The organism is Hydrococcus rivularis NIES-593, assembly GCF_001904635.1.
Classification (GTDB): Bacteria; Cyanobacteriota; Cyanobacteriia; order Cyanobacteriales; family Microcystaceae; genus Hydrococcus; species Hydrococcus rivularis.
On sequence record NZ_MRCB01000015.1, the window covers coordinates 42,444 to 66,736 of the forward strand.

The window sequence follows — 24,293 nt, forward strand, 5'->3', positions numbered from 1 at the left end:
TTAGCGATCGCGAAAGGAAATTAATCATAGATAAAGATACTAAATTTGCTTTGCTAGTTATTAAAGTACCAATTTGGGGATTACTTTATTGTGCCTTGATAATAATTGTCATGATACTTTCCCTTTGGGCACAAGAACATCCCATTCTAACTGCTGCTATCTTTGTTATTGCTCCGTCTTTAATTTCAAGTTCGATTTGGCTCATTTCTTCTGCGATTCAGATCGTAGTTATTGCTGAGAAAACACTAGCGATCGCATCCCCCAAAAAATCAAATTGAAATCGAGTTTTACGGCCTGTACTAAGTTGGGAAACTGAATTTGTAAATAACTTAGCAATATTTTTGCATCTCCTCCGGTCAAAGCAATCTGACTATTAGGAAATTGCTCTAACCAATCCTCAATAAAATCTCGAATTCCTGCCAAGATTGTATAAATTACACCACTTTGAATTGCATCTGATGTATTTAAAGTCCAACGATTGGGCAATCTTTCTGGGAATTTTACTTCAGGTAAAGCAGCCGTTTTCGTAGCGAGAGATTGCCATTGCAATCTTAATCCCGGTAAAATAGCACCGCCAACTAAAACGCGATTGCTATTTGCCCCCGTAAAAGTCAATGCTGTCCCTGCATCGATAACTAGGCAAGGAAATCCTAAAGTAGTCCCCGCACCCCACACGGCTAAAGCGCGATCGATCCCCATGGTGGGATAAATTCCTTTCAATGGAATCCGCTCTAAAGTAATTAATTTAACATTAGGATAAGCTCGCCAAAGGGCAGTTTGTGAGGGAACGACAGAGGCAATATAAATAGGAAGATCGCAGATCCGATCCCGCTCGAAAGATGGCAAAGTTTTCTTTAAGAATTCTTCATTGACAACGTTGTCGGAGAGATGTTCGCTATCCCAGCATTGAGATAACTTTTCTCCCTGAAACCACGCCCAATGCAAGCGAGAATTACCAATTATTAAACCTAGCCAATCAAACTGCTTGCTAGAGTTCTTAGTCATCACTATCTGTCTGGGAAGGATTAAAATAAACAATGTAAAGAAATATTAAGTAACATGCAAAATAAGGTCGTTGTTATTGTTGGTGCTACGGGTGGTATTGGTTCGGCATTAGCGCGAAAACTCGCCCCTGCCGGAGCAAACCTCGTTCTAGCTTCTAGAAATAGCCAACGCTTGGAAGAGTTGGCTTCTCAATTACCCGCGACGGGAACGATTTTAAAGGTTCCGACGGATATTACTAATCTCTCACAAGTCGAAACCTTGATGGAAAAAATAGTGACCCAGTTCGGTCAAATTGACGTTCTCGTCAATGCAGCGGGTGCAGGGGTAATGAAGCAATTTAGTAAAATTACTCCCCAAGACATGGATGCCATGGTCGATCTCAATCTTAAAGGGAGTTTCTATACCACGCAAGCCGCTGCTAATTTCATGAAAGATAAGCAAAGCGGTCATATTTGCAATATCGTAGGAATTCTGGGCAAACATCCAATGGCAATGGCTTCTGCCTACTGCGCTTCTAAATATGGAGTTGTCGGGTTTAGTAAGTGTATGGCGGAGGAACTAAAACGCTATGGCATCAAAATTACCCTCTTCTACTTTGGGGGCGTAGATACCCCATTTTGGGATAATGTTAGCCTCAAAGTCGATCGCCGCAAGATGTTAAGTCCGCAGATGGCAGTAGAGGCAATTTGGTTCGCTCTCTCGGCAGAACCCCAAGCTGTTCCCATGGAAATTAACATTCAGCCTGAAAGTCATCTATTTCTATAATTTTATAGGGGCGCAAAGCTTTGCCCCCCTATTCCTAACACATCGACGCGATCGCGCGGCAGCATTTAAAGTCACGGTTCTTAGACTTTTGCGAACCAATATTCCCTTTTTCTGCCACTATAAAAGAAGAATTCCCTAGTCGCGTAGCTTTGGCTTTTTGGCAAGATGTTCTCGAACAACTGTAAAAGTCTTGCTAGAAAGGCGAAAGCCGATCGCTATCGCGAGAGATTCCGTGCCGTTCCATAGTGCTGAGGTGATGACTTACACCACTCAACAGCTTATTCAGATTCTCGAACAAGAATTGCGGGCAACCTGGAGGGGCGAACGCATTCTGCTGTCATCGGCAGAACGAATCGATAATCCCGTGATTGCCAAAGCGATCGATTTGCAGAAAGTTGGGAAAGTCTTCGCCTATCAAGATTTTCGCCGTCAAATCCATGCATACCAACGACAGCATCAAGTTTCAGGAATTATCTGGAGGGAATGTACTTATAGCGGCAAATCCATCCGCTATCCCGAACTTCACAACCAATTGATCCCGGTTCCTGGCGATAAAGAAATCCTGATGGCTGCCAAAGAGACGGTTTTAGAGTTTTGGCGCGAAATGACCCAGGAGATGAATTTTTGGCTGGCAGCCAGCCGCCATCGTCCGATTACGCCAGAATCGGTCGAAGAATTCATGCAAGAGGCAGAATGGGCAGAAATCGACGCGGCGCAAACCGAGCTTTTTTTAGGGTTATGTTGGGGCAATCCTCAAGAATATCAATATCTCTGGGCAAAGCCTAACTCTGGCTGTCATCGAATTATTGCAGCAATAAGCGAACCCAGTTCGATTAAGGTTTGAGCCGTTGCCAAAGAACAAGCCTGAATTCAGGCATTGACTTAGTTTATAGAGAGCTTTTATATATTTTAGCTCTTGTATTACGATATAATATTGGCCTGAAAAATTTCTAATTGATTGAGACTAGCCGGGAGAGCGATCGTGCCAGAAGCAGTCGGAGTCATTCAAACCCTAGGATTTCCGCCCGTTTTAGCGGCTGCGGATGCGATGGTAAAGGGAGGACGAGTCACCCTAGTTTATTATGACTTAGCCGAAAGAGGAGAATTTTTAGTTGCCATTCGCGGTTCGATTTCAGAGGTAGAACCTGCTGTAAAGGCTGGACTAGAAGCAGCAGAAAAGACGGAAGGCGGCAAGGTGGTAAGCTATTATATCGTTCCCAATCCCCCGGAAAACGTGGTGGCTATTTTGCCCATCGAGTACACCTCAAAATCAGCGCGATTCAGAACTTAGCAACTATAGCGAGTTGTCTCGGTGTCTCGATATAGACTATAGTTAAAAACTGAAAAATCCATAGATTGTATAGTCTCTAGTTTATTTAGAGGAATTTACGCCTAAACATCGTTATTTTAAGGATTAGGAGAGAGTAAATATGCCAGCTCAAGCAGCAGTTGGATCGATTGAAACAAAAGGCTTTCCCGGTATTTTGGCAGCAGCCGATGCCATGGTAAAGGCAGGTAGAATTACCATCGTTGGCTATATTCGTGCGGGAAGCGCTCGTTTTACCCTCAACATTCGCGGCGATGTGCAAGAAGTCAAAACGGCTATGGAAGCGGGAATAGAAGCCGTTCAGCGCACTGAGGGAGCCGTGTTAGAAACCTGGGTAATTATTCCCCGTCCTCATGACAATGTAGTAGCCATTTTGCCCATCGATTACAACGAGACAGTCGAACCCTTCCGACTTGCAGCAGAAGGGAGAACGGTAGGAAATGGAAACCGCCGCTAGAACAGCGATTTGGTTATCAGTTGAGTTAGAAATAGGGACTGGCAGACAAGGAGAAACTACTAATCACTAACCGGTAACTGAATAAAGCGTCTGGCTAAAAACGCGCGAACAAGCGTTCGCCTATAGCTCTTACGTAAAGAGAAAGTGGGAATTGGTAATATTCCAAAACTAGCCAACCCAAACAAGTTAAATGGGCGAAAAAAGTTAACCCCATCCAGAATAGCGGCAACCAAGACAAGGTGCTTCCTGGCAAGGGAGGAAATAGATAAGCACCCAAACCAACAAGGCTTGTGGGAAGCAAGACAAACGCAATTCCAGCTATCCAATAGCCCCAACCCAGTTCGTTTTCTTCTCGATATCCTCCCGTCCAAGTTCGACCATTCCACCGCCAAGTAAGGGGAAGTTGGCTGTCTGCCATTTTGATTGTCTGCTGCTCTAAATTAGCCGTAAAAATATGACGGCAAAAGTTACAAGAAAATGCCTCCATCAACGGGATGACAGAAATTTCACCGTGACGGCAAACCGGACAAGTATAGGTGCCATAAAAACTGAAACGAGTGCTTGAATTGGTAGGTTCAGACATTAGCTTTGTTATTTTAGATTTTGAACGTTCAAGAGGGTTAAATAGTCGGTTTTAAGCCAAATTGGAAGGAATATTTGTGGATTTAGAAGGAGTCGAGGGAGATAAGGATTTCAGTTGCTTATGAATGCTGTTTTGCAGGCTAGCACGGAAGATTTCAACTCCTTTTTCTAAATTTCCTGGGATTTCCAGAAAAATGATGCTCTCTACTCCATCAAGCGCAAAGAGTTGAAACAGGAGATGGGTAACTGGTACGGAAGCAATGGCAATTTCTAAATTGGAGTTTTCCTGAGAATTGGCAGCATCTTCAGGAGACGAAAAGGCATAGATAACCCGTTTTTCCTGCTGGGGTTTTTCTACGTTGCTGAGGGTGGTGACAATCCAATCGCGATCGCGACTTTGCAAAATGTAATATTCTAGGTGTTGTAGCTGACTGGCAAAGGCTTTGAGAATAGGAATGACTGCTTTTTCCATCGCCCAAGCAGGAACTCCCTGCTCGGAGGCTTCCTCAATTAAAATTTGTAGCTGTTGGTCTAATTTCATCAATCTCCAGTTTGAATGCGAAACGTCAGGAAAAGTTTTAAGGATTGAACGATTATGCAGCGAATTCTCGAACCAGAAGTCATGGATAGTCCCGAAGAAGCTCTTGAGTACGATGCAATGGACTTCGCGGAAGTCAATACTGCTTTTGCTCAACGGGCGATAGAACTTGCCCCTACAAAGGCAAAAGTCCTCGATGCGGGCACGGGAACGGCACGTATCCCTATTCTAATTTGCCAACAGCGTCCCGATTGGCAAATTACTGCGATCGATTTGGCGCAATCCATGCTAGAAGTCGGCAAAAGAAACGTTGAAAAAGCTAATTTAGGGAGGCAAATTAGTCTGGAGTTAATAGACGCTAAGCAGATGCCTTACCCTGACGAGGACTTTGATGCAGTTATTTCTAACAGTTTGATCCATCACTTACCCGATCCCCTACCTTTTTTACAAGAACTTAAGAGAGTCTTAAAACCCAATGGTGCTATCTTGATTCGGGATTTGCTTCGCCCCTCCACTGAAGACATAATGCATCAGATGGTTGAAGCGATCGGTTCTGAATATGATAACCATCAAAAGCAGTTATTTCAAGATTCGCTGCACGCGGCTTTTACGCTAGCAGAAGTCGAAAAATTGGTGCAAACCGTCGGTTTAGAGGGCGTAAATATCTATCAGTCTTCGGATAGGCATTGGACGATAGAGCGAGTTTGGACTGATTAGCTTGATGCGCATTCTTGTGAAAAGGCCAAAGAAGATGTACGAACGATCGCCGCACGGATTCTACACCGTTTCTAATCGCTAAGGAAGATTATTATCTTCTTTTTATACGCCAGAAGTAAAACATCAAAATTACGAAGCAATGCTAGCGAAATCAGAAAAATTTTTGAGACTTATCAAGTCAATGGAATTGTTACGTTCGAGTACGATACTATCGTTTATTACGGTCGAATGGAGTGATGAGGTTATAGCGCGATCGCATTTTTTAGTGATGAATTAATAAACCACAAAGGACACAAAGAAAGAGATACTAGAAAATTACACGATCGCATAGGTTTGGTTAAGCATAAACGCAATCCAACAACAGAAACATATTATGTTTAGTTGAAATTATCTCGACTAATTTTTATTGTTCAATAATAAATTCATACCCACATCTGATACATTTATAATACATTTATATGAGTTATACCAATCTGACATCAATCTAGGAAAGTGCCTATGATTGTAAATTATTCTTTGTTTTATTCTTTTGACTGATAAATATTATATAAAAATCGGGGACAGTCATAATTTATCTATCGCATAATTTTTTATAAACTTTTGATTCTAAATGTAGAATTTATCGCTTCAGTATACCTCAAGCAGAGTGAAACATTAAAACATGAATTACCAAGTATTACTTTGTTATATCAATCAGTACAAAGTATGACAGACTTTTAAAAGTCATTCCAGTTTTGTGCCTAAGCTTAGATCGGGAATTTTAGCAGTTACAATATAAAGAGAAGACTATCGTTGCGATCGCGATCTAAACATTTATCCATGTCAAAATCTACTGACACAAATCCTTTAAACTTCTTGCCAAAACTGTTACCTTAGCGATCTTCCTTTGCGCCTTTGCGCGACGGCACTCATTGTGCGGACGCAGGTTCCGCACCCGTGCCTCCTCTGCGTGAGATAAAAACCCTAAAAATTTAGACACAGCAAACCGAATACAAAAATAAAATTATTTATCTGTACCCTAGTACAAAATATCTTGATGAGATTGTAATCCTTATAAAAAGATAACCTTATCCAATACCGAGGAGAACCATTGATGTTAGAAGCCTATCGCAAACACGTCGCCGAAAGAGCAGCATTAGGCATCCCCCCCTTACCACTAAACGCACAACAAACCTCCGAACTGTGCGAACTACTGAAAAATCCCCCCCAAGAACTACAACAAGAACTGTTGACGCTGCTGACGGATAGAGTTCCCCCCGGTGTAGACGAAGCAGCGTATGTAAAAGCAGGATTTCTAACCGCCATCGCCAAAGGAGACATTACCTCTCCCGTCATTTCTCCCTTAGACGCAGTAAAACTTTTGGGGACGATGGTAGGCGGTTATAACGTACACTCGCTTATCGAACTACTTAGATCGAGAGATACCAATATTGCCTCTGCTGCGGCAGAGGCACTTAGTAAAACCCTACTTGTCTTCGATGCCTTTAACGAAATTCTGGAATTGTCCGAAACCAATCCCTACGCCAAACGAGTCATCGACTCTTGGGCGAATGGGGAATGGTTTATTGCCCGTCCCAAGCTACCAGAAGCGATTACAGTAACCGTTTTCAAAGTACCGGGAGAAACCAACACCGACGACTTATCCCCCGCCCCTCATGCTACCACTCGCCCCGATATTCCCCTCCACGCTACGGTCATGTTAGAGACGCGGATGCCAGGGGCATTGGATACCATTGCCGAACTAAAGAAAAAAGGTTATCCCATTGCCTATGTCGGCGACGTAGTTGGGACGGGTTCCTCGCGGAAATCTGCCATTAACTCCGTCTTGTGGCATATCGGTAAAGATATTCCCTACGTTCCTAACAAGCGGTCGGGAGGGTATATCTTAGGCGGTAAAATTGCGCCAATTTTCTTTAATACCGCCGAAGATTCCGGTGCGTTGCCCATCGAATGCGACGTTACCAAGATGAATATTGGGGATGTCATTACCATTTATCCCTACAAAGGAGAAATTGCCAACGAAGCAGGAGAAGTCATTTCAACCTTCACCCTCAAACCCGAAACCATCCTCGACGAAGTGCGTGCCGGAGGACGCATTCCCTTACTCATCGGACGCAGCTTAACCGATAAAACCCGCCATGCATTGGGATTAGAACCCAGTCCTCTCTTCGTTCGTCCCAAGATGCCAGAAGATACGGGCAAAGGCTTTACCTTGGCACAGAAAATGGTCGGCAAAGCTTGCGGTTTACCCGGCGTTCGTCCGGGGACCTCTTGCGAACCGATTATGACCACAGTAGGGTCGCAGGATACGACAGGTCCCATGACGCGGGATGAATTGAAAGAACTGGCTTGTCTTGGATTTAGTGCCGACTTGGTATTACAGAGTTTCTGTCACACCGCTGCCTACCCCAAACCCGTCGATATTAAAACTCACCACGAACTGCCCGATTTCTTTGCCACTCGCGGCGGTGTCGCGTTGCGTCCCGGCGACGGAATCATCCACTCCTGGTTAAACCGGATGTTATTACCCGATACCGTCGGTACGGGTGGCGACTCCCATACCCGTTTCCCCTTGGGCATTTCTTTCCCTGCGGGTTCCGGTTTAGTGGCATTCGCGGCAGCATTGGGAGTCATGCCTTTGGATATGCCCGAATCGGTGCTAGTGCGCTTTAGCGGAGAATTGCAACCCGGCGTGACGTTGCGGGATATCGTCAATGCTATCCCCTACGTTGCCATGCAACAAGGCAAGCTAACCGTCTCCAAAGAAAATAAGAAAAATGTCTTCAACGGACGCATTATGGAGATGGAAGGGCTGCCCGATTTGAAAGTCGAACAGGCATTTGAACTCACCGATGCAACGGCAGAACGGTCTTGTGGCGGCTGTACGATTAAACTAAGCATCGAGACGGTTTCTGAATATCTTCGTTCCAACGTTGCCCTACTCAAAAACATGGTGGCACGGGGATATCAAGATGCCCGTACCATTATGCGCCGCGTGGCAAAAATGGAGCAATGGTTGGCGAATCCCGTCCTCATGGAAGCGGATGCAGATGCGGAATATGCCGATGTTATCGAAGTCAATTTAAGCGAGATTAAAGAACCGATTGTTGCCGCACCCAACGATCCCGATAATGTCAAATTAATGTCCGAATGCGCGGGCGACAAAATCGATGAAGTCTTCATCGGTTCTTGCATGACCAATATCGGTCACTATCGCGCGGCAGCTAAAATCTTGGAAGGGGCGGGTCATGTCAAAGTGCGCCTCTGGATTTGTCCGCCGACTCGCATGGATGAAAAACAACTCCGTGAAGAAGGGGTTTATGGGATTTTCGCGGCGGCAGGCGCACGGACTGAAATGCCCGGATGTTCTCTGTGCATGGGCAACCAAGCACGAGTTGAAGATGGCGCGACAGTGTTTTCAACCTCTACCCGCAACTTCAACAACCGCATGGGCAAAGATGCGCGAGTCTATCTCGGTTCGGCGGAATTAGCAGCCGTTTGTGCCCTGTTGGGACGCATTCCTACGGTTGAGGAATATATGTCGATTGTGGCAGAAAAAATTAATCCGTTCGCCGGTGATTTATATCGCTATCTTAACTTCGACCAAATTGCAGGTTTTGAAGACGAAGGTCGCGTCATTCCTCTCGAAGAAATGCCCAAGATTGAGGATATTCTGGGGATTCCAGCAGGTACGCTGAAGTAGGGTTTGACCTCACCTCCCTACCTGAGAGAGTCAACTTTACTTTCGATATCTTTAAGCGAGGTACGCTGAAGTAGGGTTTGACCTCACCTCCCTACCCCTCTCCTACAAGGAGAGGGGTATTTTTCATAGAATCATTGGTTAATCTTTAGGACGCGGAACAAAAAGTCTGGGAACTTGCGATCGCATAACGATCTCTATCGACGCGAGTAGCGACGACAATTGTTCGATCGATGTCCGTAAATGAATTGTTTTGCCATGAAGCGGATCGAAATTTTCCCAACTCACATCGACGATCCAGCGGTGGGGTTGCGTTGTTTCTAACCAAGGCGGAGTTCTTTACTGGTAGGCAATTCGCTCAATTGAATGACGATTTCTGGGGCTAATTTTTCAGCGAGTTGGCGATCGCGTAAAATCGGGTCGTAGGTCGCAATTAAATAAGGATTGAGATTGGCATAATTTTTCAGCCCAGAGAGTGCTTCCGCAAAAACGGGATAATTAAAAAAGCAAGACAGACGCGCGATCGCTTTTTCTACTTCAGGTAAGCAGAATCTCCCTTCTTCCCCTCAATCTTATCTAGCAATCTAATGGATGTGAGAGCGGATTTAGAGTCCTAATTTAGGCAATCTAAAACTCTTGGTCAACTTTACTCTAACTTCATAGGATTAGCGATTAAATTTACAATTCCTTTGAAAAACTTTTGCGTAAAGCTAAAGTCAGCTGCGATCGCCTCAAGATTACTTCATAAAACTCACTAATAACTTTACAATATCTTTAACTAATTAAATAGTTTACTAAGTAAAATAATTGTAGTATTTTTACTAAATTAATAATATTAAAAATTGCCATAAAATCAATAATTATCTCTACTACTATTGGAACTATATTAACGACTTTATCTTGCTGTACTCAGGCTGCATCTGCTACTAATTTGCAATTTGTAGGCGAGGGAGATAAACCAACAGAAACACAAGAATGGACGGATTTAAATTGGGCTGTTGAAGGAAAAGTTGGTAGTCTAAGTACTTGGGAGTTGGCACTACAAAATAACAAGTATCAAGTTCAATCTGGTACTGAAAGACAATGGAATTGGGTTAACAATGAGCAAGTTCCCTGGCAGTTAGATTGGGACAGCAGTAATCGTCAGATAAAATTTACTTTAGGATCTGATTTACGAAAACAAGTTTCGTTTTTTAATGCTAATTCTGTAATGAATGAATTTAATGGATTTTATCTTTGGACGAGAGCAACAACGACATTAAATATGGTCGATCCAGGTACAAAAATTTCTTTAGAAGTGACGGAAGTAAAGGGTATCAACGACAGTATTTTTACTTCTGTTTCTGGGATTTCTAGTTCTGCTACAGCACCTTCTACTTCAAACCAAACAGCAATTACTAAAAACTTTTTTAGCAGCAATGAATCTATTGCCTCTCTTAAAGGATTTGTTAGCATGAGTTGGACTAGCAACAACCCTCAAGCCAAAGGAGCTAACAGTCGTGTTGGTTTTAAAATTAAGGGATACAATCGTCCTGTAGCCGTATCCGAACCCGCTTCAATTTTAGGTTTGCTAGCAGTTGGCACTATAGGTGCTTCTTCTACACTGAAGTGCAAAAAGGCAAATACAGAGGAAAATAGATAGAGAAATATGAATTGCTAGCTGTCCTTCTGTTAATTTACTCATTTAAGATTTTAACTCTAAATGCCAACAGACGAGCTTTGAACTACCGTCACAACCCGAAATGAAAGCGGCAGAACTATCTATATAGATTGAAAATATTCGATAGATTGTTACCCATTCTGATTTCGTTCCCAATGTAGAAACGAGAGTGTCGGTAACGGCTTGGGCGATTTTCCGCTATTGGGAATCGGTCAGTTATCCTTTGTCATTTTAGATAAATTATCTAGCTAGTGTAGCCTCTATCGTGTAAAGTATGCCAAAAAGTCAATAAAAATAGTCAATAGCCGTGGAAAAACCAGAAATTAAATGCTTGGTACTGGATATCGATGGCACTCTCGTAGGAAAGTCAGAAAATATTGCTCAAACTGTCAAGCAGGCGATTGGGATCGAGAAAGTTGAGGATTGAGCGTTCTATTCCCTCCCTTAACGCCCTATTTGCCATAGAACCGCTTTTCTCTGGCAATCATTCGTGCCGCTAAAACGCCGCCCAAAAAGCCAAACAAATGTCCTTGCCAAGAAATCCCGTTGTTGCTTGGCAAAACGCCCCAGATTAAGCCACCATACAACAGACCCACAATAATTGATAAAAGAATGGAAGGCAAATTGCGCTGAAAATAGCCCCTAAAAAGCAGAAAACCCAGATAGCCAAAAATTAGGATACTCGCGCCGACATGAACCGTACCGGGTACGGCAAATAGCCAAACTCCAAACCCGCCAACCAGCATCGTCAGCAGCGTCACGATGAAAAAGTCGCTGGTTTCTTGTAGCATGACCAACCAACCCAGCATGAGGAAGGGAATGGTATTGGCAATCAGATGTGGAAACCCGCCGTGGAGAAAAGGAGCCAACAAAATTCCTCGCAGTCCGATAAAAGAGTGGGGAATAATGCCCAATAGATCTAATCTGCCTCGGAAAATGACGCGATCGATGATTTCTACAACCCAGAAGGTGGCGACGAACAAACCTAAAATTGTCGCTTGGGTCTTTAATTCGCGGGCAATGGCATTTCTGCTCATGATTTTTACTGAATCCGGTTTAGATTTGATTTTTTTATTCTTCTAGACTAGCAAGCTGATGGATTTCTCATCCTGCTTTTAAGAAATCTCAAGAAATGCTAGCTGGCCTCTTCAATAACGCTTTTGAAGCATTTCGATTCGATCCTTTCAACTGCTTTCGCCTGGTTGAAATTAGCTTCTAGCCAGTCGAGCAAAATTGCGTTAAATTGGTCTGGAGATTCATCATGGGGACAGTGACCGACATTGTCGAGAGGCACAAACTCGATTTTGGGGTTGAGAGATGCCACAGAGGGCGCGATGGCAAAGGGAACCATGCAATCTTGACGACCCCAAACCAAAAGGATGGGAATGTTTAACGTCGGCAACACCTCTTTTGCCGGCGGAGAAAATTGCGGCAATCGCACCGACTTGAATAAACGATGAAAAGTTCCCGCTGCGCCCTTATCTTGAGCGGGAGCTGCTAGAATTTGTACCAGTTCGTCAGTAATCGCCGCCCGATTGACATAAGCTATCTTTGCCCAACGACGCACGACCTCCGGACGGCGCAGGATTTTAAAGATTGCCTTAAGCAAAGGAGGAGACGCGATCGCATTTTCGATCCCCATAACGATTGGTTGCAGCCATTTTGGGAGCGTCTCTTGCCGTAGTATAGATACATCGGGCAAGCTGAGCATGACAATCCCTTCGACCATATGGGGATAGGTAGCAGCGGCTGTCATACAAACCAGCGACCCGATGGAATTGCCGACCAAAACGACTGGCTGACCGATAAAGGTTCGCCAGAAATCGTATAATTGCTCGACCCAAAGATTGACAGTGTAGTCGGTAGCTGCTTTGCGAGAAGCCCCAAATCCCACCAAATCTAGCGCATAAACCGTATGCGACTGACTCAGAACGGGAATATTATTGCGCCAATGCTCGATCGCAGCCCCAAACCCGTGAATGAGAATCAAGGGCGGTTTTGATGGGTCGTGCTTTTTCGAGGAGCGCAGGTAGGTATAGCGCGTTTGCCAGCCTCGCCATGCCCAGTCTCGTTGACGACCTATGCGTTTTGACCAGTTTTCGGTAATTATCACCCAATGCCTCTGTGCGAACAAGTGTGTACTTCCTTATAATTGTAGTAATTGTAGTGTTGCCGTCTCGACCATCTAGTTTTGTTTGGTTCTAAAGAACAGTTTGTCAAGCCGCGAAGCGGCTATTCGCAATTACAGATTGTTTTGGTCAACTAGCTTACACTCTGTAACGGTTTCGCCTCAAATCAAAATTAAAGTTAATAATATAAACAGAAGTTTGTTCGGAATCAGTAAAATGACAGAAGTAAGATCTACCTTATTTATTCGTGTTGTTTAATTTACCGCTCGGAGAAAATCATCTTGCCTGTGATAGAAAAAAAGCGTAATCAAAAAGATTTACCTCAAATTAACGAAAGAATTCGTTTTCCTGAAATTCGCGTCATCGATACCGATGGATCGCAACTTGGCATTTTCACGCCCAGCGAGGCGCTGCGAATGGCTGAAGAAAAAGAATTGGATTTAGTCTTGGTTAGCGAGACAGCCAAACCTCCTGTCTGCCGGATTATGGACTACGGCAAATATAAGTTTGAACAGGAGAAAAAAGCTAGGGAAGCGAAGAAAAAACAACATACTGCTGATGTTAAGGAAGTAAAAATGCGCTATAAAATCGACGACCACGACTACCATGTCAGGGTCAATCAAGCGCAACGCTTTCTCAAGTCAGGCGATAAAGTTAAGGCAACTATTACTTTCAAAGGTCGAGAAATTCAACACTCTCACTTAGCCGAAGAATTGCTCAACCGACTGGCAACAGATTTGCAAGAAGTTGCCGAAGTTCAGCAAGCCCCAAAGAAGGAAGGTCGCAACATGATGATGTTGCTCGCACCTAAAAAGTAACTAAGACTTTTCCTTAAAAAGTCAGGAGTTAGAATTCTGAATTGGCATTTTAAATTCAGAATTTCTCTTGACTTTTTATCTTTTTGAGACAACTTAGGTGTAGCATAAAAAAAGCCAATCAAGATGAGGTATGAACGAAAAACCTCTCGGTTCTATCATCCAAGGTTCCCTAAGTAAAGGGCTAGAAGTTCGCTTGCATGCCGATGTTTCGGTAGAAGATATGCGAGTCGGGAAATTTCTAGTCGTTCGAGGAACGCGATCGCGCTTTTTTTGTCTCCTCACTGACGTGGCTTTAGGCGCAGCTAGTCAAAGAATCCTCGCCAATCCCCCCAGTCCCGACGATAGTTTTTTGCACGAAGTATTAGCCGGAAGCGGTACCTATGGGACGATCGAGCTTTCTCCCATGTTGATGTTTACTCCCACCGATGAAGACAAGGCACAAACGCCACCGCCTCCTTCTACCAACGGGAAAAGTCCCCTCGCCTCCTTTGAGGCACAAACCAGCGTCAACCTGGAGTTACTTCCAGTTAAAACCATTCCCGCCCATTTCAGCCAAGTTTTTGATGCCAGCGAAGAAGATTTTCGCGCTGTCTTCGGTTGGGAAGACGACCCCCATCGACGCAATTTTGCCATAGGACAACCCTTGGATATGGATGTCCCCGTCTGCATCGATCTAGACCGCTTTGTCGAACGCAGTAACGGAGTCTTCGGCAAATCGGGGACGGGCAAATCGTTTCTAACGCGCTTGTTAATCTCCGGGATCATTCGCAAGCAAGCCGCCGTTAACCTTATGTTCGACATGCATTCCGAATACGGTTGGGAAGCGATGCGGGAAGGCAAAGAAGTCTCGACCGTCAAAGGACTGCGCCAACTCTTTCCCGGACAGGTAGAAATTTACACCCTCGACCCCGAATCCACCAAACGACGAGGGGTGCGAGATGCCCAGGAACTCTACCTCAGCTACGATCAAATCGAAATCGAAGATATCAGACTCGTCGGACAAGAATTGGGCTTATCCGAAGCGAGTCTCGACAATGCCAATATCCTCTACTCCGAATACAGCAAATCCTGGATTATCCAGTTGCTGAATATGTCGAACGAGGATATCAAGATGTTTTGTCAGGAGAAGCAGGGACACGCGGGTTCGATCATGTCCTTGCAGCGCAAACTTTTGCGCCTAAATAGCCTAAAATACCTGCGCACGGCTTGTCCTTACAACTATATCGACCAAATCTTGCAATCCCTCGATGCTGGCAAGCACGTTGTAATCGAGTTTGGATCTCAATCGAATTTGCTATCTTATATGCTGGCAACTAATATGATCTCCCGACGCATCCATGCCAGCTATGTCAAAAAATCCGAAAAGTTTTTGCAATCCAAAAATCCTCAAGACCGCCCTCGCCAGCTAGTGATTACCATTGAAGAAGCCCATCGCTTTCTCGACTCAAAAATCGTTCAGCAAACGATTTTCGGCACCATTGCCAGGGAGATGCGCAAGTATTTCGTGACTTTGTTAATCGTCGATCAGCGTCCCTCCGGCATCGATAATGAGGTTATGTCTCAAGTTGGCACCCGCATCACCTGCTTGCTGAACGACGAAAAAGATATCGATGCGATTTTTACTGGGGTGTCTGGCGGTCAAGGTTTGCGATCGGTTTTAGCAAAACTCGACTCCAAACAACAAGCGCTAATTCTCGGTCACGCCGTTCCCATGCCCGTGGTGGTGCGTACCCGCGCCTACGACCAAAAATTTTATGCTGAAATAGGCGATACCGATTGGGAAGCGATGCCAGATGAGGAAGTGTTGGCAGCGGCTAAGTCAGCTAGGGCGGATTTGGGGTTTTGATATTTTAAAGAACCACATCATATTCGTATTTGTCTCCAATTGGAGACAAAATTTCTCATACTGCTGCTAGATAGTAAACATTAGACCTCTTGCCAAGAAATAAATTTCTTGGCTAACGGCATAAGTCCATTAAAATGGACTGAAAGCCTTATCTAGTCATCATTTAGTCCTATAGGCGAGGACTTTTGCGATCGCGCTTGGGAATTCATTCCCTTGTTGAGTGAAGCGCAGGTGCAAGATCTGATACCAATTTTCATTCATTAATGACAGAGATAGTCGATTGCCCTCACCCCCAACCCCTCTCCCAAATAGGGAGAGGGGTGAAGAATGTCGATCGCGAAAAGCATGAAAATTGGTATGAGATAACCAAACTTCTCGAATTTCCTCAATCTTGGCTTCGATCGCAACTTAAGTAATAATTTTTAAATCGATTAAGTATCTACAGAAGGCTTTATTTTTCCACTGATTCTTGCTCTCTTCCTCATCCAAACTGCTAAAATCCCTAAGAAAATTATCCCCATCGCACCCGCAATCGGATTATTATCTATTCCCGTTATCCAAGGAGAGACTTTCCCTGTATATTGCAACAATTGACCGACATTAAGAATATAATATCCCCAGACTAAACCGGCATGAATGCCAATACAGATTCCCAATCGTTGAGAGCTAGAACGTTTTGCCCAAACTAACGTCAATCCCAGTAAAATTAAAGCAGGAAAAGTTGGAAAAGTCCGAAGAATTTCTTCGATGGGTTTGAGAAAGTGTAGTAGCGCAAAAATTAGTGCATTTGCCCAAAGAACGGTATTGGGAGAATAATCTCGCTCTAACTCATTCAAAAACCATCCTCTAAATAATAATTCCTCGGCTAATCCAATTCCCAAAGCACTTAATAAGCCTTCCCCAACAATTCTCAATAAAAATATTGAAGGAGTTTTAATAATAACCCAACCGAGAATTGCTTCTAAAGCAAATAAACCTAGCACAGATAATAAACCAATACTCAAACCATTGAGGAGATCGACACCATTTTGTCTTGTCCCAACTAACCCGTAACGTTTTAGCCAATGGGAGTCTAGGTAAACTTTTTGACTCCAGAAGCGAAGCAAAATTATAAATGCTATAAACATCAACCCCATCGTCAGAATTGTGGCTAAATTGGGGTCGCTTTTTAGGAGACTATAAACAGGAATCGCTAAAGGAAGCCAGATTGACAGCAAGGCTAAGATAAAAATCCCCAGCCTTGCTGGTGCTGGGTAAGAGATAATACGAGTTAAGTTAAAAGTCAAGATTAAATAGAATTTGCTTTTTTGGGCTGAATCTAACAAGAAAGAGTCTCGAACAGCGTTGTAGGTGCGATCGCTGTTCGTTGCTAGCCGACTCTAGATTGATTTTACTCATCCGGTTCGATAGTACTGCTCAAGCCATGATTTTTCAGCGTCTCGCAGTAGAACTCGGCGGGTTCTAACGCACAGGTAATGACCAAGGCAACGCCATTGGTATGCGCTTCCATCATAATATTGACAGCTTGAGGCTGGGTCATTCCTGCCACTGCCTTCATGAGAGTTTGTACGACATACTCCATCGTATTGAAATCATCGTTGTGGAGTAGGACGCGATAGCGAGGAGCTGGTTTACGGACTGTTGAGGTAGAACGCTTTTCCAGAACTTCGGTAGACACAGTTTTCCTCCGTTGATTAGTTCAGTTACTCTTTGAAGTTCTTAACTCATATAAAAAATGTTAAATCATTCTTTACGGTCGTGAAAAGTTATATAGCGATCGCTCGGTAATGTTACCAACTATATCTTGCACCAGTATGTCATCCTTCGCTACTGCTGATGATTTCTCCAGATGTTTCGCGGAGTTTATCCGCATCGTAAAGCGAAGGACTCAACATGACAATGCAAGGTCTGAGTTAAGCTATTTCCAATCTTTAATGCTGCTTGAGAACAGAAAAGATCGGTTGCGGATCGGGTTTGATTTGTACTGCGCCTGCACGACCGTTACCATTCTAACTGGCATGAAGGGGCGAATTGCCGTGATAGGCATCGATTAACAGTTTCCTGAGATCGTCAATCAGCCGATAGCGCGGGTTAGATCCGGTACACCGATCGTCAAAAGCGCGATCTGCGAGTTCATCTAGCTTGGTATAAAATTCCGTTTCGCTTTCGTCGATGACATCTTTGATTGCCGTCGGAATCTCTAACTCGTGCTTGAGATCTTCTACTACTTCGATCGAGCGATCGATCTTTTCTTCTTCAGTATTGCCTCCCAATCCCAGATAATTGGCAATGCGAGCATAGCGCCACATCGCATTAGGATATTTGTATTGAGAGAAAGTGGCTTGCTTGAAGGGTGCATTCGTAGCGTTGTAGCGGATGACGTAGGAAATCATCAGCGCATTAGCTAACCCGTGGGGAATGTGGAACATTGCCCCCAACTGGTGCGCCATCGAATGACAAATCCCTAAAAATCCATTGGCAAATGCCATCCCTGCCATCGTTGCCACATAGTGAACCTTCTCCCGCGCCTTGGGATCGCTTGCCCCATTCTTATAGGCACTGGGAAGATCTTTAAATTAGGGATCTTCTTTGCGCCTTTGCGTCTTGGCGTGAGATCGAACGACAACAGCGGCAAAAGTATACTCGATTTATTTTAAATTCCCAGTACAATGACAGCTATAATTTCTCACTCCGAAAAAACCCTTTCAGAAAGACTCACTCGAGCTAAAATCAAATGGTTTCGCCGCCAGTTGTCTACTTGGGCCAAGAAAAACTTGCGCGACTTTCCCTGGCGACGTACTACTGACCCCTATGCTATCTTCATCGCCGAATTCATGTTGCAAAAGACTGATGCGGCTACAGTCGTCCCTATTTACGAAACTTTTCTGATTCGATATCCTACTCTCAAAGATTTAGCCGCAGCAACTGTTGACGATCTTGCCCAAATTTTAAAACCGCTCGGTCTCCTATTTCGAGCCGAGCGACTACTACAGTCGGCACAAACCATACTGGAAAAATATCAAGGAAAAATCCCTCTTTCGGAAGATAAATTGCTAGCATTGCCAGGAATCGGCATCTATACAGCGCGGTCTATCTGTGCCAATGCCTTCAACCAACCGCTAGCCGTTCTCGATACTAATGTTGCTCGGATTTTAGAGCGCTTTTTCGGACTGCGGGGAGAGCGGGTGAAATCTCGTTGCAAGTTGCTTTGGAAAGCCGCAGAGTCGGTTGCCCCTGCCAGAAAGGTAGGAACGTGGAATCTAACGTTGCTCGATTTTGGTGCCACAGTCTGTACGGCTAAAAATCCTCTCTGCGACAAGTGTCCTCTACAAAAGCAGTGCAATTATGCCAATTCAGCTTTTTTATTATAGAAATAGTTATTTCTCCAGTGCCAGTTGCTGAGATTCTTTTTCTAGAAGATCGATTAGATGTTCGTCGCCGTTTGCTTTAGCGACTTGTAAGCGACGTTCTAGACTGCGGCGCATATTTTCTAGATGGGTTTGGGAGATTTCGTCAGCAACAACTGTCTGCGGCTGTTGCGTGGGAAGCGGATAATACACGCCCGTCGTATCCCATTGAGGAACAAAAATTTCTCCTTCTCTAGGTATGGGACGAGTGCTATAGGCTATCCCTCGATACTGTCGATCCCATTTGGGCTGAAGTTGGGGAATATGTCTGGGATAGCGATAATTCCAGTTTCGTCCGCGATATTTGCCACCAATTTCTCCTTCATTCATCTCTAGAATTGGTAGCTCTTTTTCATAATCAATACCCCGATAGGATAGTTTCATATCGTTTGCCTCTAAATAACAGTTCAAAATTCAAATTTTAAAGTTTGCAATCGCTCGAATGCTTAACTGATGCGGTAATGAACGCCCCGATAAATCATTTCTTGAGAATAACGACGGCACAATGGCTTTTGAGAGCGATGAATTTTTGAGGGAACGCCCCGATAGGTTCCGTCGATTCCGTCTTCCATGACTTCCTGCACTACAGGGCGATATTCATACTCGATACCACGAAAAGAAAGTCTCATGACTATACCTCCGCTTGAATGGGGGACAAGGAGAACGCGCTAGGCAACTCTAGCGTTATTATTCCCGTCCCCTATTGCTAAGGTAGCAGCTATTAGCAAAAACAACAAATAATTCTGTATCTATGATTACATTTTGTCAAAAATAGGTTACGAAACGATCGCTCAACTTTTTTTGCAGAGGAAAGGTTCGGCAAAGATACAATAGAGCCGTCTATGATAGTATGTTTTAATTGCTCATGGCTACTGCTACACCTGTTAAAACCGAGTATGAAGCCATTATTGGTCTAGAGATTCACTGCCAGCTCAACACGAAAAGTAAAATTTTCTGTACCTGTTCTACTAACTTTGACAGTCCTCCCAATACCAATATCTGTCCCGTCTGCATGGGATATCCTGGAGTCTTACCCGTTCTCAACGAAGAAGTCCTTGCCTCTGCGGTTAAGCTGGGACTTGCCATTAACGGTCAAATAACCCCTCACAGCAAATTCGATCGCAAACAGTATTTTTATCCCGATTTGCCGAAAAATTACCAAATTTCTCAGTACGACCTCCCCATTGTCCAACACGGTTCTTTAGAAATCGAGTTAGTGGATAAAAAAACTGGGCAAGCAACGCGCAAAACCATTGGGATTACTCGCTTACACATGGAAGAGGATGCAGGAAAACTCGTCCATGCAGGTAGCGATCGCCTCTCCGGTTCCACTCATTCTCTAGTCGATTTCAATCGTACTGGGGTTCCCCTGCTCGAAATCGTCTCCGAACCCGATTTGCGATCGGGCCAAGAAGCAGCAGAATATGCACAGGAGTTGCGCCGTCTGGTACGCTACCTTGGCATTAGCGACGGCAATATGCAGGAAGGATCGCTGCGTTGCGATGTTAATGTCTCCGTTCGTCCGGTAGGAGAGAAAAAATTTGGCACGAAGGTAGAAATTAAGAATATGAACTCGTTCAGTGCCATCCAAAAAGCGATCGACTACGAAATCGAACGGCAAATTTCTGCCCTAGAAAACGGCGAAACGATCGTCCAAGAAACTCGACTGTGGGAAGAAAACGGTCAACGCACCGTCAGCATGCGGTCTAAAGAAGGGTCTAGCGATTATCGCTATTTCCCAGAACCCGATTTGCCGCCGATCGAAGTTTCTGCCGAACAGTTGGAGAAATGGAGAGCGGAAATCCCGGAACTTCCTGCCCAAAAACGCCATCGTTATGAATCAGAGCTAGGATTGTCTGCCTATGATGCTCGCGTGTTGACCGACGATCGCAACGTGGCAGAATATTTTGAAGCGGCAGTCGCGGCGGGGGCTAATCCCAAATTGGTTGCCAACTGGGTCACTCAAGATATTGCTGCTTATTTGAATAATAACAAATTAAGTATTGGCGAAATCGCTCTCAAACCCGAAATTCTGGCAGAATTAGTCAACTTAATCGAAAAAGGAACGATTAGTAACAAAATTGCCAAGGATATTTTGCCAGAACTGTTGGCCAAGGGGGGATCTGCCAAGGATTTGGTAGAAAAGAAAGGACTGACTACACTGTCCGATCCCGCAAAACTAGAAAAAATTATCGATGAAATCATTGCCGCCAATCCCAAGGAAGTTGAAAAGTTTCGTAGCGGCAAAGGCAATATTAAAGGTTTCTTTGTCGGACAGGTAATGAAGAAAACTAGCGGACGTGCCGATCCAAAGCTGACTAATCAGTTGATAGATAAAAAACTTCAGGAATAAGTATCAAATTGTGAAACAATTTTACTGTTTTTTTCCTTCTAACTCTCATAGTGGTAGACTGTACTCAGTAGATGCACCCTGATATTTTGGGAGAATCCCTTGGCAGGATCTCCCTTTTTTGTTGTTTTTTATTTAAGACTTAATTTTCTTTATTGTAAGTAACTTTTTATCCTCCTATATTCTGCTTAAAAATTTCTAAAAAGTTATTAGAAATGCTCCATTTATAATCGATAATTCTTTTATGCAAATAGCCATTTTAGTCCTCGTTCAAGTTCTGATTGTCATAGCCCTCTCCCGAATCATGGGAGTTGGATGCCGCGCAATCAAACAGCCTTTAGTCATTGGAGAAATCATCGCTGGAATTATGTTAGGACCCTCTTTATTAGGGCTAGTTTCTCCAGCGATCGCTAACTTTTTATTTCCTGAGTCAACTTTACCCTTCTTAAATGTCTTATCAGAAATTGGCTTAATCTTTTTTATGTTTCTGATTGGGTTAGAACTCAATCCGAAATATTTAAAAAGTCAGCTTAACGTTGCTATATTAACTTCTCACGTTAGTATTATCGTTCCTTTTTCTTTAGGAAGTTTACTGGCACTATTTCTTTATCCTTTAGTTTCCAATAGTTCGGTTTCCTTTACTGCTTTTGCGTTGTTTTTGGGCGCAGCTATGTCAATTACTGCTTTTCCAGTATTGGCGCGGATTATTACCGAAAATAATTTACAAGGGACAAAATTAGGAACTCTAGCCCTAACTTGTGCAGCAGTCGATGACGTTACGGCGTGGTGTTTATTAGCACTCGCGATCGCAGTGACTCGAACTAACAGCGTGGCAGGTGCTTTTCCAACTATTATTGAAGCCCTAATTTATATCGCCTTTATGGTAACGGTAGGGCGATGGTTTTTGCAAAAACTGGTCGTTCATTACAGGCGCAAGGGAAGACTATCTCAGTTAGTTTTGGCAGGAATTTACATGGCAGTTGTTACTTCTGCCCTCATTACAGAACTTATTGGAATTCATCTCATTTTTGGTGCATTTTTATTAGGGGCAGTCATGCCCAAACATGCAGGTTTAGTGAGAGAACTGGCTGAGAAAACTGAAGATTTCGTTCTCATTTTTTTACTGCCCGTCTTCTTTGCTTTTAGCGGTTTGCGGACGCAAATTGGTTTGTTAGATCGCCCTGAATTATGGCTGTTATGTGGTGCAGTTGTAGCCGTTGCTATTATTGGGAAATATGCAGGGACATATGTTGCAGCGCGAGTATCTGGCATTGAAAAAAGAGATGCTTCCGCTTTAGCTTGGTTGATGAATACTCGCGGATTAACCGAGTTAATTGTCTTAAATATTGGCTTGAGTTATGGAGTCATTTCGCCGCTATTATTTACCATGCTAGTCATTATGGCATTGGTGACGACATTTATGACTTCTCCTCTGTTGGAGTTAACTTATCCGAAAGAAAAAATTCGGTTAGATCTGATTGAGGAACAACCCGAAGAAGTAGCAGCAAAACCTTCTCCTGCTTATAAAATATTGGTGCCAGTTGCTAATCCAAAAACTCAATCAAGTCTGCTTAATTTAGCAGTCGCGATCGCAGGAAATCTATCTTCTGTCGTTCATCCTCTTAGTTTAATCGAATTGGAAGAAGATTATTTTTTCCAAAGTACTCCCGATGAAGCAGAAAGATTAATTAGACAGCGACGAGAAGAATTAGAAGCATTAATTGAGACGTTAGAACCTCCTGAGATGAGAAAGAATGTTGCTCCCATCGTTCGCATTGCTAACGATGTCGCGCGAGAAACAGCTAACATTGCCATCGCCGATAATGCTAACTTAATTATTGTTGGTTGGCACCGTTCGACCTTTAGCATGAATCGGTTGGGAGGAAGAGTAGGAAAAATTTTGAATACTTCTCCAGTCGATGTCGCTGTTTTTATCGATAACAGACAGCAAAAATTAGACTCGCTTTTAGTCGCTCATTCTGATAATATTCATGACGATTTTGCCTTGTCGCTTGCCTTAAGATTGCTGATAAACAGTCCCAATCGAACCCTAAAAATTCTTCGCTTTACAAAAGCTCAGCAAGAAACCAATGAGTTAGGCTATGAATTGCGCAACATGTTACAATTATTGCCTCAAGAGGTGCGATCGCGCATAGAAATTATTAAACCTCAAGAAGAAACCGATCCCATCCGAACGGCAATTAGAGAATCGCGCAATGCCGATCTCACTATAGCAGGAACGAGTCCGGCATGGGGAATCGAACGTCAAACCTTGGGACGCTATACCGACCGACTGTCGCAAGAATGCCACTCGTCTTTATTAATTACTCGCCGCTATTCTCGCGTCATTAGTCATATTAGTTCTTTGGTAAATCCAGAACAAAATTCGCTCTTATCGCGATCGAATGACAAACAATGAAAGAACATTTTAACTTAAAATCTTTAACATTTTATGGAGTCATGATAGGCTCGGTTTTGGTTCTTTTTAAAGGGATTACTGCCTACGGAGAAACTTATCTAAAAGCTTCTCCATCTGTGGCTGGAAATTATCGAATTAATTCTCAAGCATTACCAGAATGTCTTGGATCGAAAACACTCAATTTAAACATAGAACAATCAGGAATTTATTTATTTGGAAATTTATCGACAAACGAACAAAAAATTACTTTAGATGGCAAACTTAATGACGAACAGGTATTATTATCAGGTAAAGCCGAACGCATCGCTCAATGTCAAATTCCTAATTCAAACAATGGAATTGAAATCAAAGGACGCACTCAACAAAAGACATTTATAGGAGCAATTAGATGGAATGCTAATCCTCAAGAAATAAATTTTACAGGAACTCTAGAAACATTACCAACCAAATCCGAACCAGTAGACAGAGAATTTATTCTCTGTCTAAAATGCTAAAGTCCGTTTGAACGGACTTAATATTTGGGAAACAAGAAATTTATTTCTTGGTGAAAAATGAATTATTAACAGAATTATT

The 24,293-nt window shown here is 43.5% G+C and carries 23 protein-coding genes and 2 pseudogenes; 14 read left to right on the top strand and 11 right to left on the bottom strand.

Annotation, left to right across the window (positions count from 1 at the left end):
- Positions 1 to 228: 228 nt before the first annotated feature.
- Complete coding sequence (locus tag NIES593_RS13310; protein ID WP_073600045.1) at positions 229 to 1,005, bottom strand: pantothenate kinase; 777 nt, start codon at positions 1,003 to 1,005, stop codon at positions 229 to 231.
- Between the two features lie 54 nt (positions 1,006 to 1,059).
- On the opposite strand from NIES593_RS13310, the gene NIES593_RS13315 reads away from it, so the two are divergent.
- The 4 genes from NIES593_RS13315 (at position 1,060) to NIES593_RS13330 (ending at position 3,554) form a co-directional block, all read left to right on the top strand.
- Entirely contained in the window at positions 1,060 to 1,770 is a 711-nt protein-coding gene (locus NIES593_RS13315; RefSeq protein WP_073600046.1) for an SDR family oxidoreductase, read from the top strand.
- A 256-nt stretch (positions 1,771 to 2,026) separates the two neighbouring features.
- The gene (locus NIES593_RS13320) at positions 2,027 to 2,614 is read left to right on the top strand and encodes a hypothetical protein (protein ID WP_073600047.1); all 588 of its coding nucleotides are present in this window, start codon (positions 2,027 to 2,029) and stop codon (positions 2,612 to 2,614) included.
- Between the two features lie 138 nt (positions 2,615 to 2,752).
- Positions 2,753 to 3,061, top strand: a complete 309-nt coding sequence (locus tag NIES593_RS13325) for a carbon dioxide-concentrating mechanism protein CcmK (protein ID WP_073600048.1) — start codon at positions 2,753 to 2,755, stop codon at positions 3,059 to 3,061.
- Positions 3,062 to 3,200: 139 nt separating this feature from the next.
- Complete coding sequence (locus tag NIES593_RS13330) at positions 3,201 to 3,554, top strand: carbon dioxide-concentrating mechanism protein CcmK (RefSeq protein WP_073600049.1); 354 nt, start codon at positions 3,201 to 3,203, stop codon at positions 3,552 to 3,554.
- Positions 3,555 to 3,648: 94 nt separating this feature from the next.
- On the opposite strand, the gene NIES593_RS13335 is transcribed toward NIES593_RS13330, so the two are convergent.
- Entirely contained in the window at positions 3,649 to 4,137 is a 489-nt protein-coding gene (locus NIES593_RS13335) for a hypothetical protein (protein ID WP_073600050.1), read from the bottom strand.
- A gap of 51 nt (positions 4,138 to 4,188) precedes the next feature.
- Positions 4,189 to 4,677 (bottom strand): hypothetical protein, encoded by a 489-nt coding sequence (locus tag NIES593_RS13340; protein ID WP_073600051.1) that lies wholly within the window; start codon positions 4,675 to 4,677, stop codon positions 4,189 to 4,191.
- A gap of 54 nt (positions 4,678 to 4,731) precedes the next feature.
- On the opposite strand from NIES593_RS13340, the gene NIES593_RS13345 reads away from it, so the two are divergent.
- Complete coding sequence (locus NIES593_RS13345; RefSeq protein ID WP_073600052.1) at positions 4,732 to 5,391, top strand: class I SAM-dependent methyltransferase; 660 nt, start codon at positions 4,732 to 4,734, stop codon at positions 5,389 to 5,391.
- 1,093 nt (positions 5,392 to 6,484) lie between these two features.
- Positions 6,485 to 9,094, top strand: a complete 2,610-nt coding sequence (acnB, locus tag NIES593_RS13350) for a bifunctional aconitate hydratase 2/2-methylisocitrate dehydratase (RefSeq protein ID WP_073600053.1) — start codon at positions 6,485 to 6,487, stop codon at positions 9,092 to 9,094.
- A gap of 209 nt (positions 9,095 to 9,303) precedes the next feature.
- Here acnB and NIES593_RS25580 read toward each other — a convergent pair.
- Positions 9,304 to 9,621 (bottom strand): annotated as a pseudogene (locus NIES593_RS25580) (2-succinyl-5-enolpyruvyl-6-hydroxy-3-cyclohexene-1-carboxylic-acid synthase); the annotation flags it as partial.
- Positions 9,622 to 9,974: 353 nt separating this feature from the next.
- Between NIES593_RS25580 and NIES593_RS24210 the strand changes: the two are divergent.
- Positions 9,975 to 10,733 carry a choice-of-anchor W domain-containing protein gene (locus NIES593_RS24210; protein ID WP_342747360.1) on the top strand — a complete coding sequence of 253 codons (759 nt, stop codon included), beginning with the start codon at positions 9,975 to 9,977 and terminating at the stop codon, positions 10,731 to 10,733.
- Positions 10,734 to 11,203: 470 nt separating this feature from the next.
- On the opposite strand, the gene NIES593_RS13360 is transcribed toward NIES593_RS24210, so the two are convergent.
- Both NIES593_RS13360 and NIES593_RS13365 read right to left on the bottom strand, forming a co-directional pair.
- Positions 11,204 to 11,788, bottom strand: coding sequence for a rhomboid family intramembrane serine protease (locus NIES593_RS13360; RefSeq protein ID WP_073600055.1), 585 nt, complete (start codon positions 11,786 to 11,788; stop codon positions 11,204 to 11,206).
- A 98-nt stretch (positions 11,789 to 11,886) separates the two neighbouring features.
- On the bottom strand, positions 11,887 to 12,864 hold the full coding sequence (locus NIES593_RS13365; RefSeq protein WP_073600056.1) for an alpha/beta fold hydrolase: 978 nt from the start codon (positions 12,862 to 12,864) through the stop codon (positions 11,887 to 11,889).
- 303 nt (positions 12,865 to 13,167) lie between these two features.
- Here NIES593_RS13365 and infC point away from each other — a divergent pair, with 303 nt between their 5' ends.
- The 3 genes from infC (at position 13,168) to NIES593_RS24215 (ending at position 15,960) form a co-directional block, all read left to right on the top strand.
- Complete coding sequence (gene infC / locus NIES593_RS13370) at positions 13,168 to 13,698, top strand: translation initiation factor IF-3 (protein WP_015143322.1); 531 nt, start codon at positions 13,168 to 13,170, stop codon at positions 13,696 to 13,698.
- A gap of 130 nt (positions 13,699 to 13,828) precedes the next feature.
- Entirely contained in the window at positions 13,829 to 15,544 is a 1,716-nt protein-coding gene (locus NIES593_RS13375; RefSeq protein WP_073600057.1) for a helicase HerA domain-containing protein, read from the top strand.
- Positions 15,545 to 15,807: 263 nt separating this feature from the next.
- A complete protein-coding gene (locus NIES593_RS24215) occupies positions 15,808 to 15,960 on the top strand; it encodes a hypothetical protein (RefSeq protein ID WP_175561129.1) in 153 nt (50 codons plus the stop codon).
- Positions 15,961 to 15,975: 15 nt separating this feature from the next.
- Here the strand turns inward: NIES593_RS24215 and NIES593_RS13380 are convergent, their stop codons facing one another.
- From NIES593_RS13380 to NIES593_RS13390, 3 genes and pseudogenes are all read right to left on the bottom strand, one after another.
- Positions 15,976 to 16,830: a CPBP family intramembrane glutamic endopeptidase gene (locus tag NIES593_RS13380; RefSeq protein ID WP_175561130.1), complete on the bottom strand. Its 855-nt coding sequence runs from the start codon at positions 16,828 to 16,830 to the stop codon at positions 15,976 to 15,978.
- Between the two features lie 104 nt (positions 16,831 to 16,934).
- A complete protein-coding gene (gene clpS, locus NIES593_RS13385; RefSeq protein ID WP_073600058.1) occupies positions 16,935 to 17,222 on the bottom strand; it encodes an ATP-dependent Clp protease adapter ClpS in 288 nt (95 codons plus the stop codon).
- 331 nt (positions 17,223 to 17,553) lie between these two features.
- Positions 17,554 to 18,120, bottom strand: a pseudogene (locus NIES593_RS13390) (bifunctional acetaldehyde-CoA/alcohol dehydrogenase); the annotation flags it as partial.
- Between the two features lie 93 nt (positions 18,121 to 18,213).
- On the opposite strand from NIES593_RS13390, the gene NIES593_RS13395 reads away from it, so the two are divergent.
- Entirely contained in the window at positions 18,214 to 18,915 is a 702-nt protein-coding gene (locus NIES593_RS13395; protein WP_073600059.1) for an HhH-GPD family protein, read from the top strand.
- Positions 18,916 to 18,921: 6 nt separating this feature from the next.
- On the opposite strand, the gene pirA is transcribed toward NIES593_RS13395, so the two are convergent.
- Together pirA and NIES593_RS13405 are read right to left on the bottom strand one after the other, a co-directional pair.
- Entirely contained in the window at positions 18,922 to 19,335 is a 414-nt protein-coding gene (gene pirA, locus NIES593_RS13400; RefSeq protein WP_073600060.1) for an arginine synthesis PII-interacting regulator PirA, read from the bottom strand.
- A gap of 62 nt (positions 19,336 to 19,397) precedes the next feature.
- Complete coding sequence (locus tag NIES593_RS13405) at positions 19,398 to 19,580, bottom strand: DUF4278 domain-containing protein (protein ID WP_073600061.1); 183 nt, start codon at positions 19,578 to 19,580, stop codon at positions 19,398 to 19,400.
- Between the two features lie 236 nt (positions 19,581 to 19,816).
- On the opposite strand from NIES593_RS13405, the gene gatB reads away from it, so the two are divergent.
- The 3 genes from gatB (at position 19,817) to NIES593_RS13420 (ending at position 24,214) form a co-directional block, all read left to right on the top strand.
- On the top strand, positions 19,817 to 21,304 hold the full coding sequence (gene gatB, locus NIES593_RS13410; protein ID WP_073600062.1) for an Asp-tRNA(Asn)/Glu-tRNA(Gln) amidotransferase subunit GatB: 1,488 nt from the start codon (positions 19,817 to 19,819) through the stop codon (positions 21,302 to 21,304).
- A gap of 241 nt (positions 21,305 to 21,545) precedes the next feature.
- Complete coding sequence (locus tag NIES593_RS13415; RefSeq protein WP_073600063.1) at positions 21,546 to 23,720, top strand: cation:proton antiporter; 2,175 nt, start codon at positions 21,546 to 21,548, stop codon at positions 23,718 to 23,720.
- Positions 23,717 to 24,214, top strand: a complete 498-nt coding sequence (locus tag NIES593_RS13420; RefSeq protein WP_073600064.1) for a hypothetical protein — start codon at positions 23,717 to 23,719, stop codon at positions 24,212 to 24,214. Before NIES593_RS13415 ends, NIES593_RS13420 begins: the two co-directional genes overlap by 4 nt.
- The last annotated feature ends 79 nt before the right edge of the window (positions 24,215 to 24,293 follow it).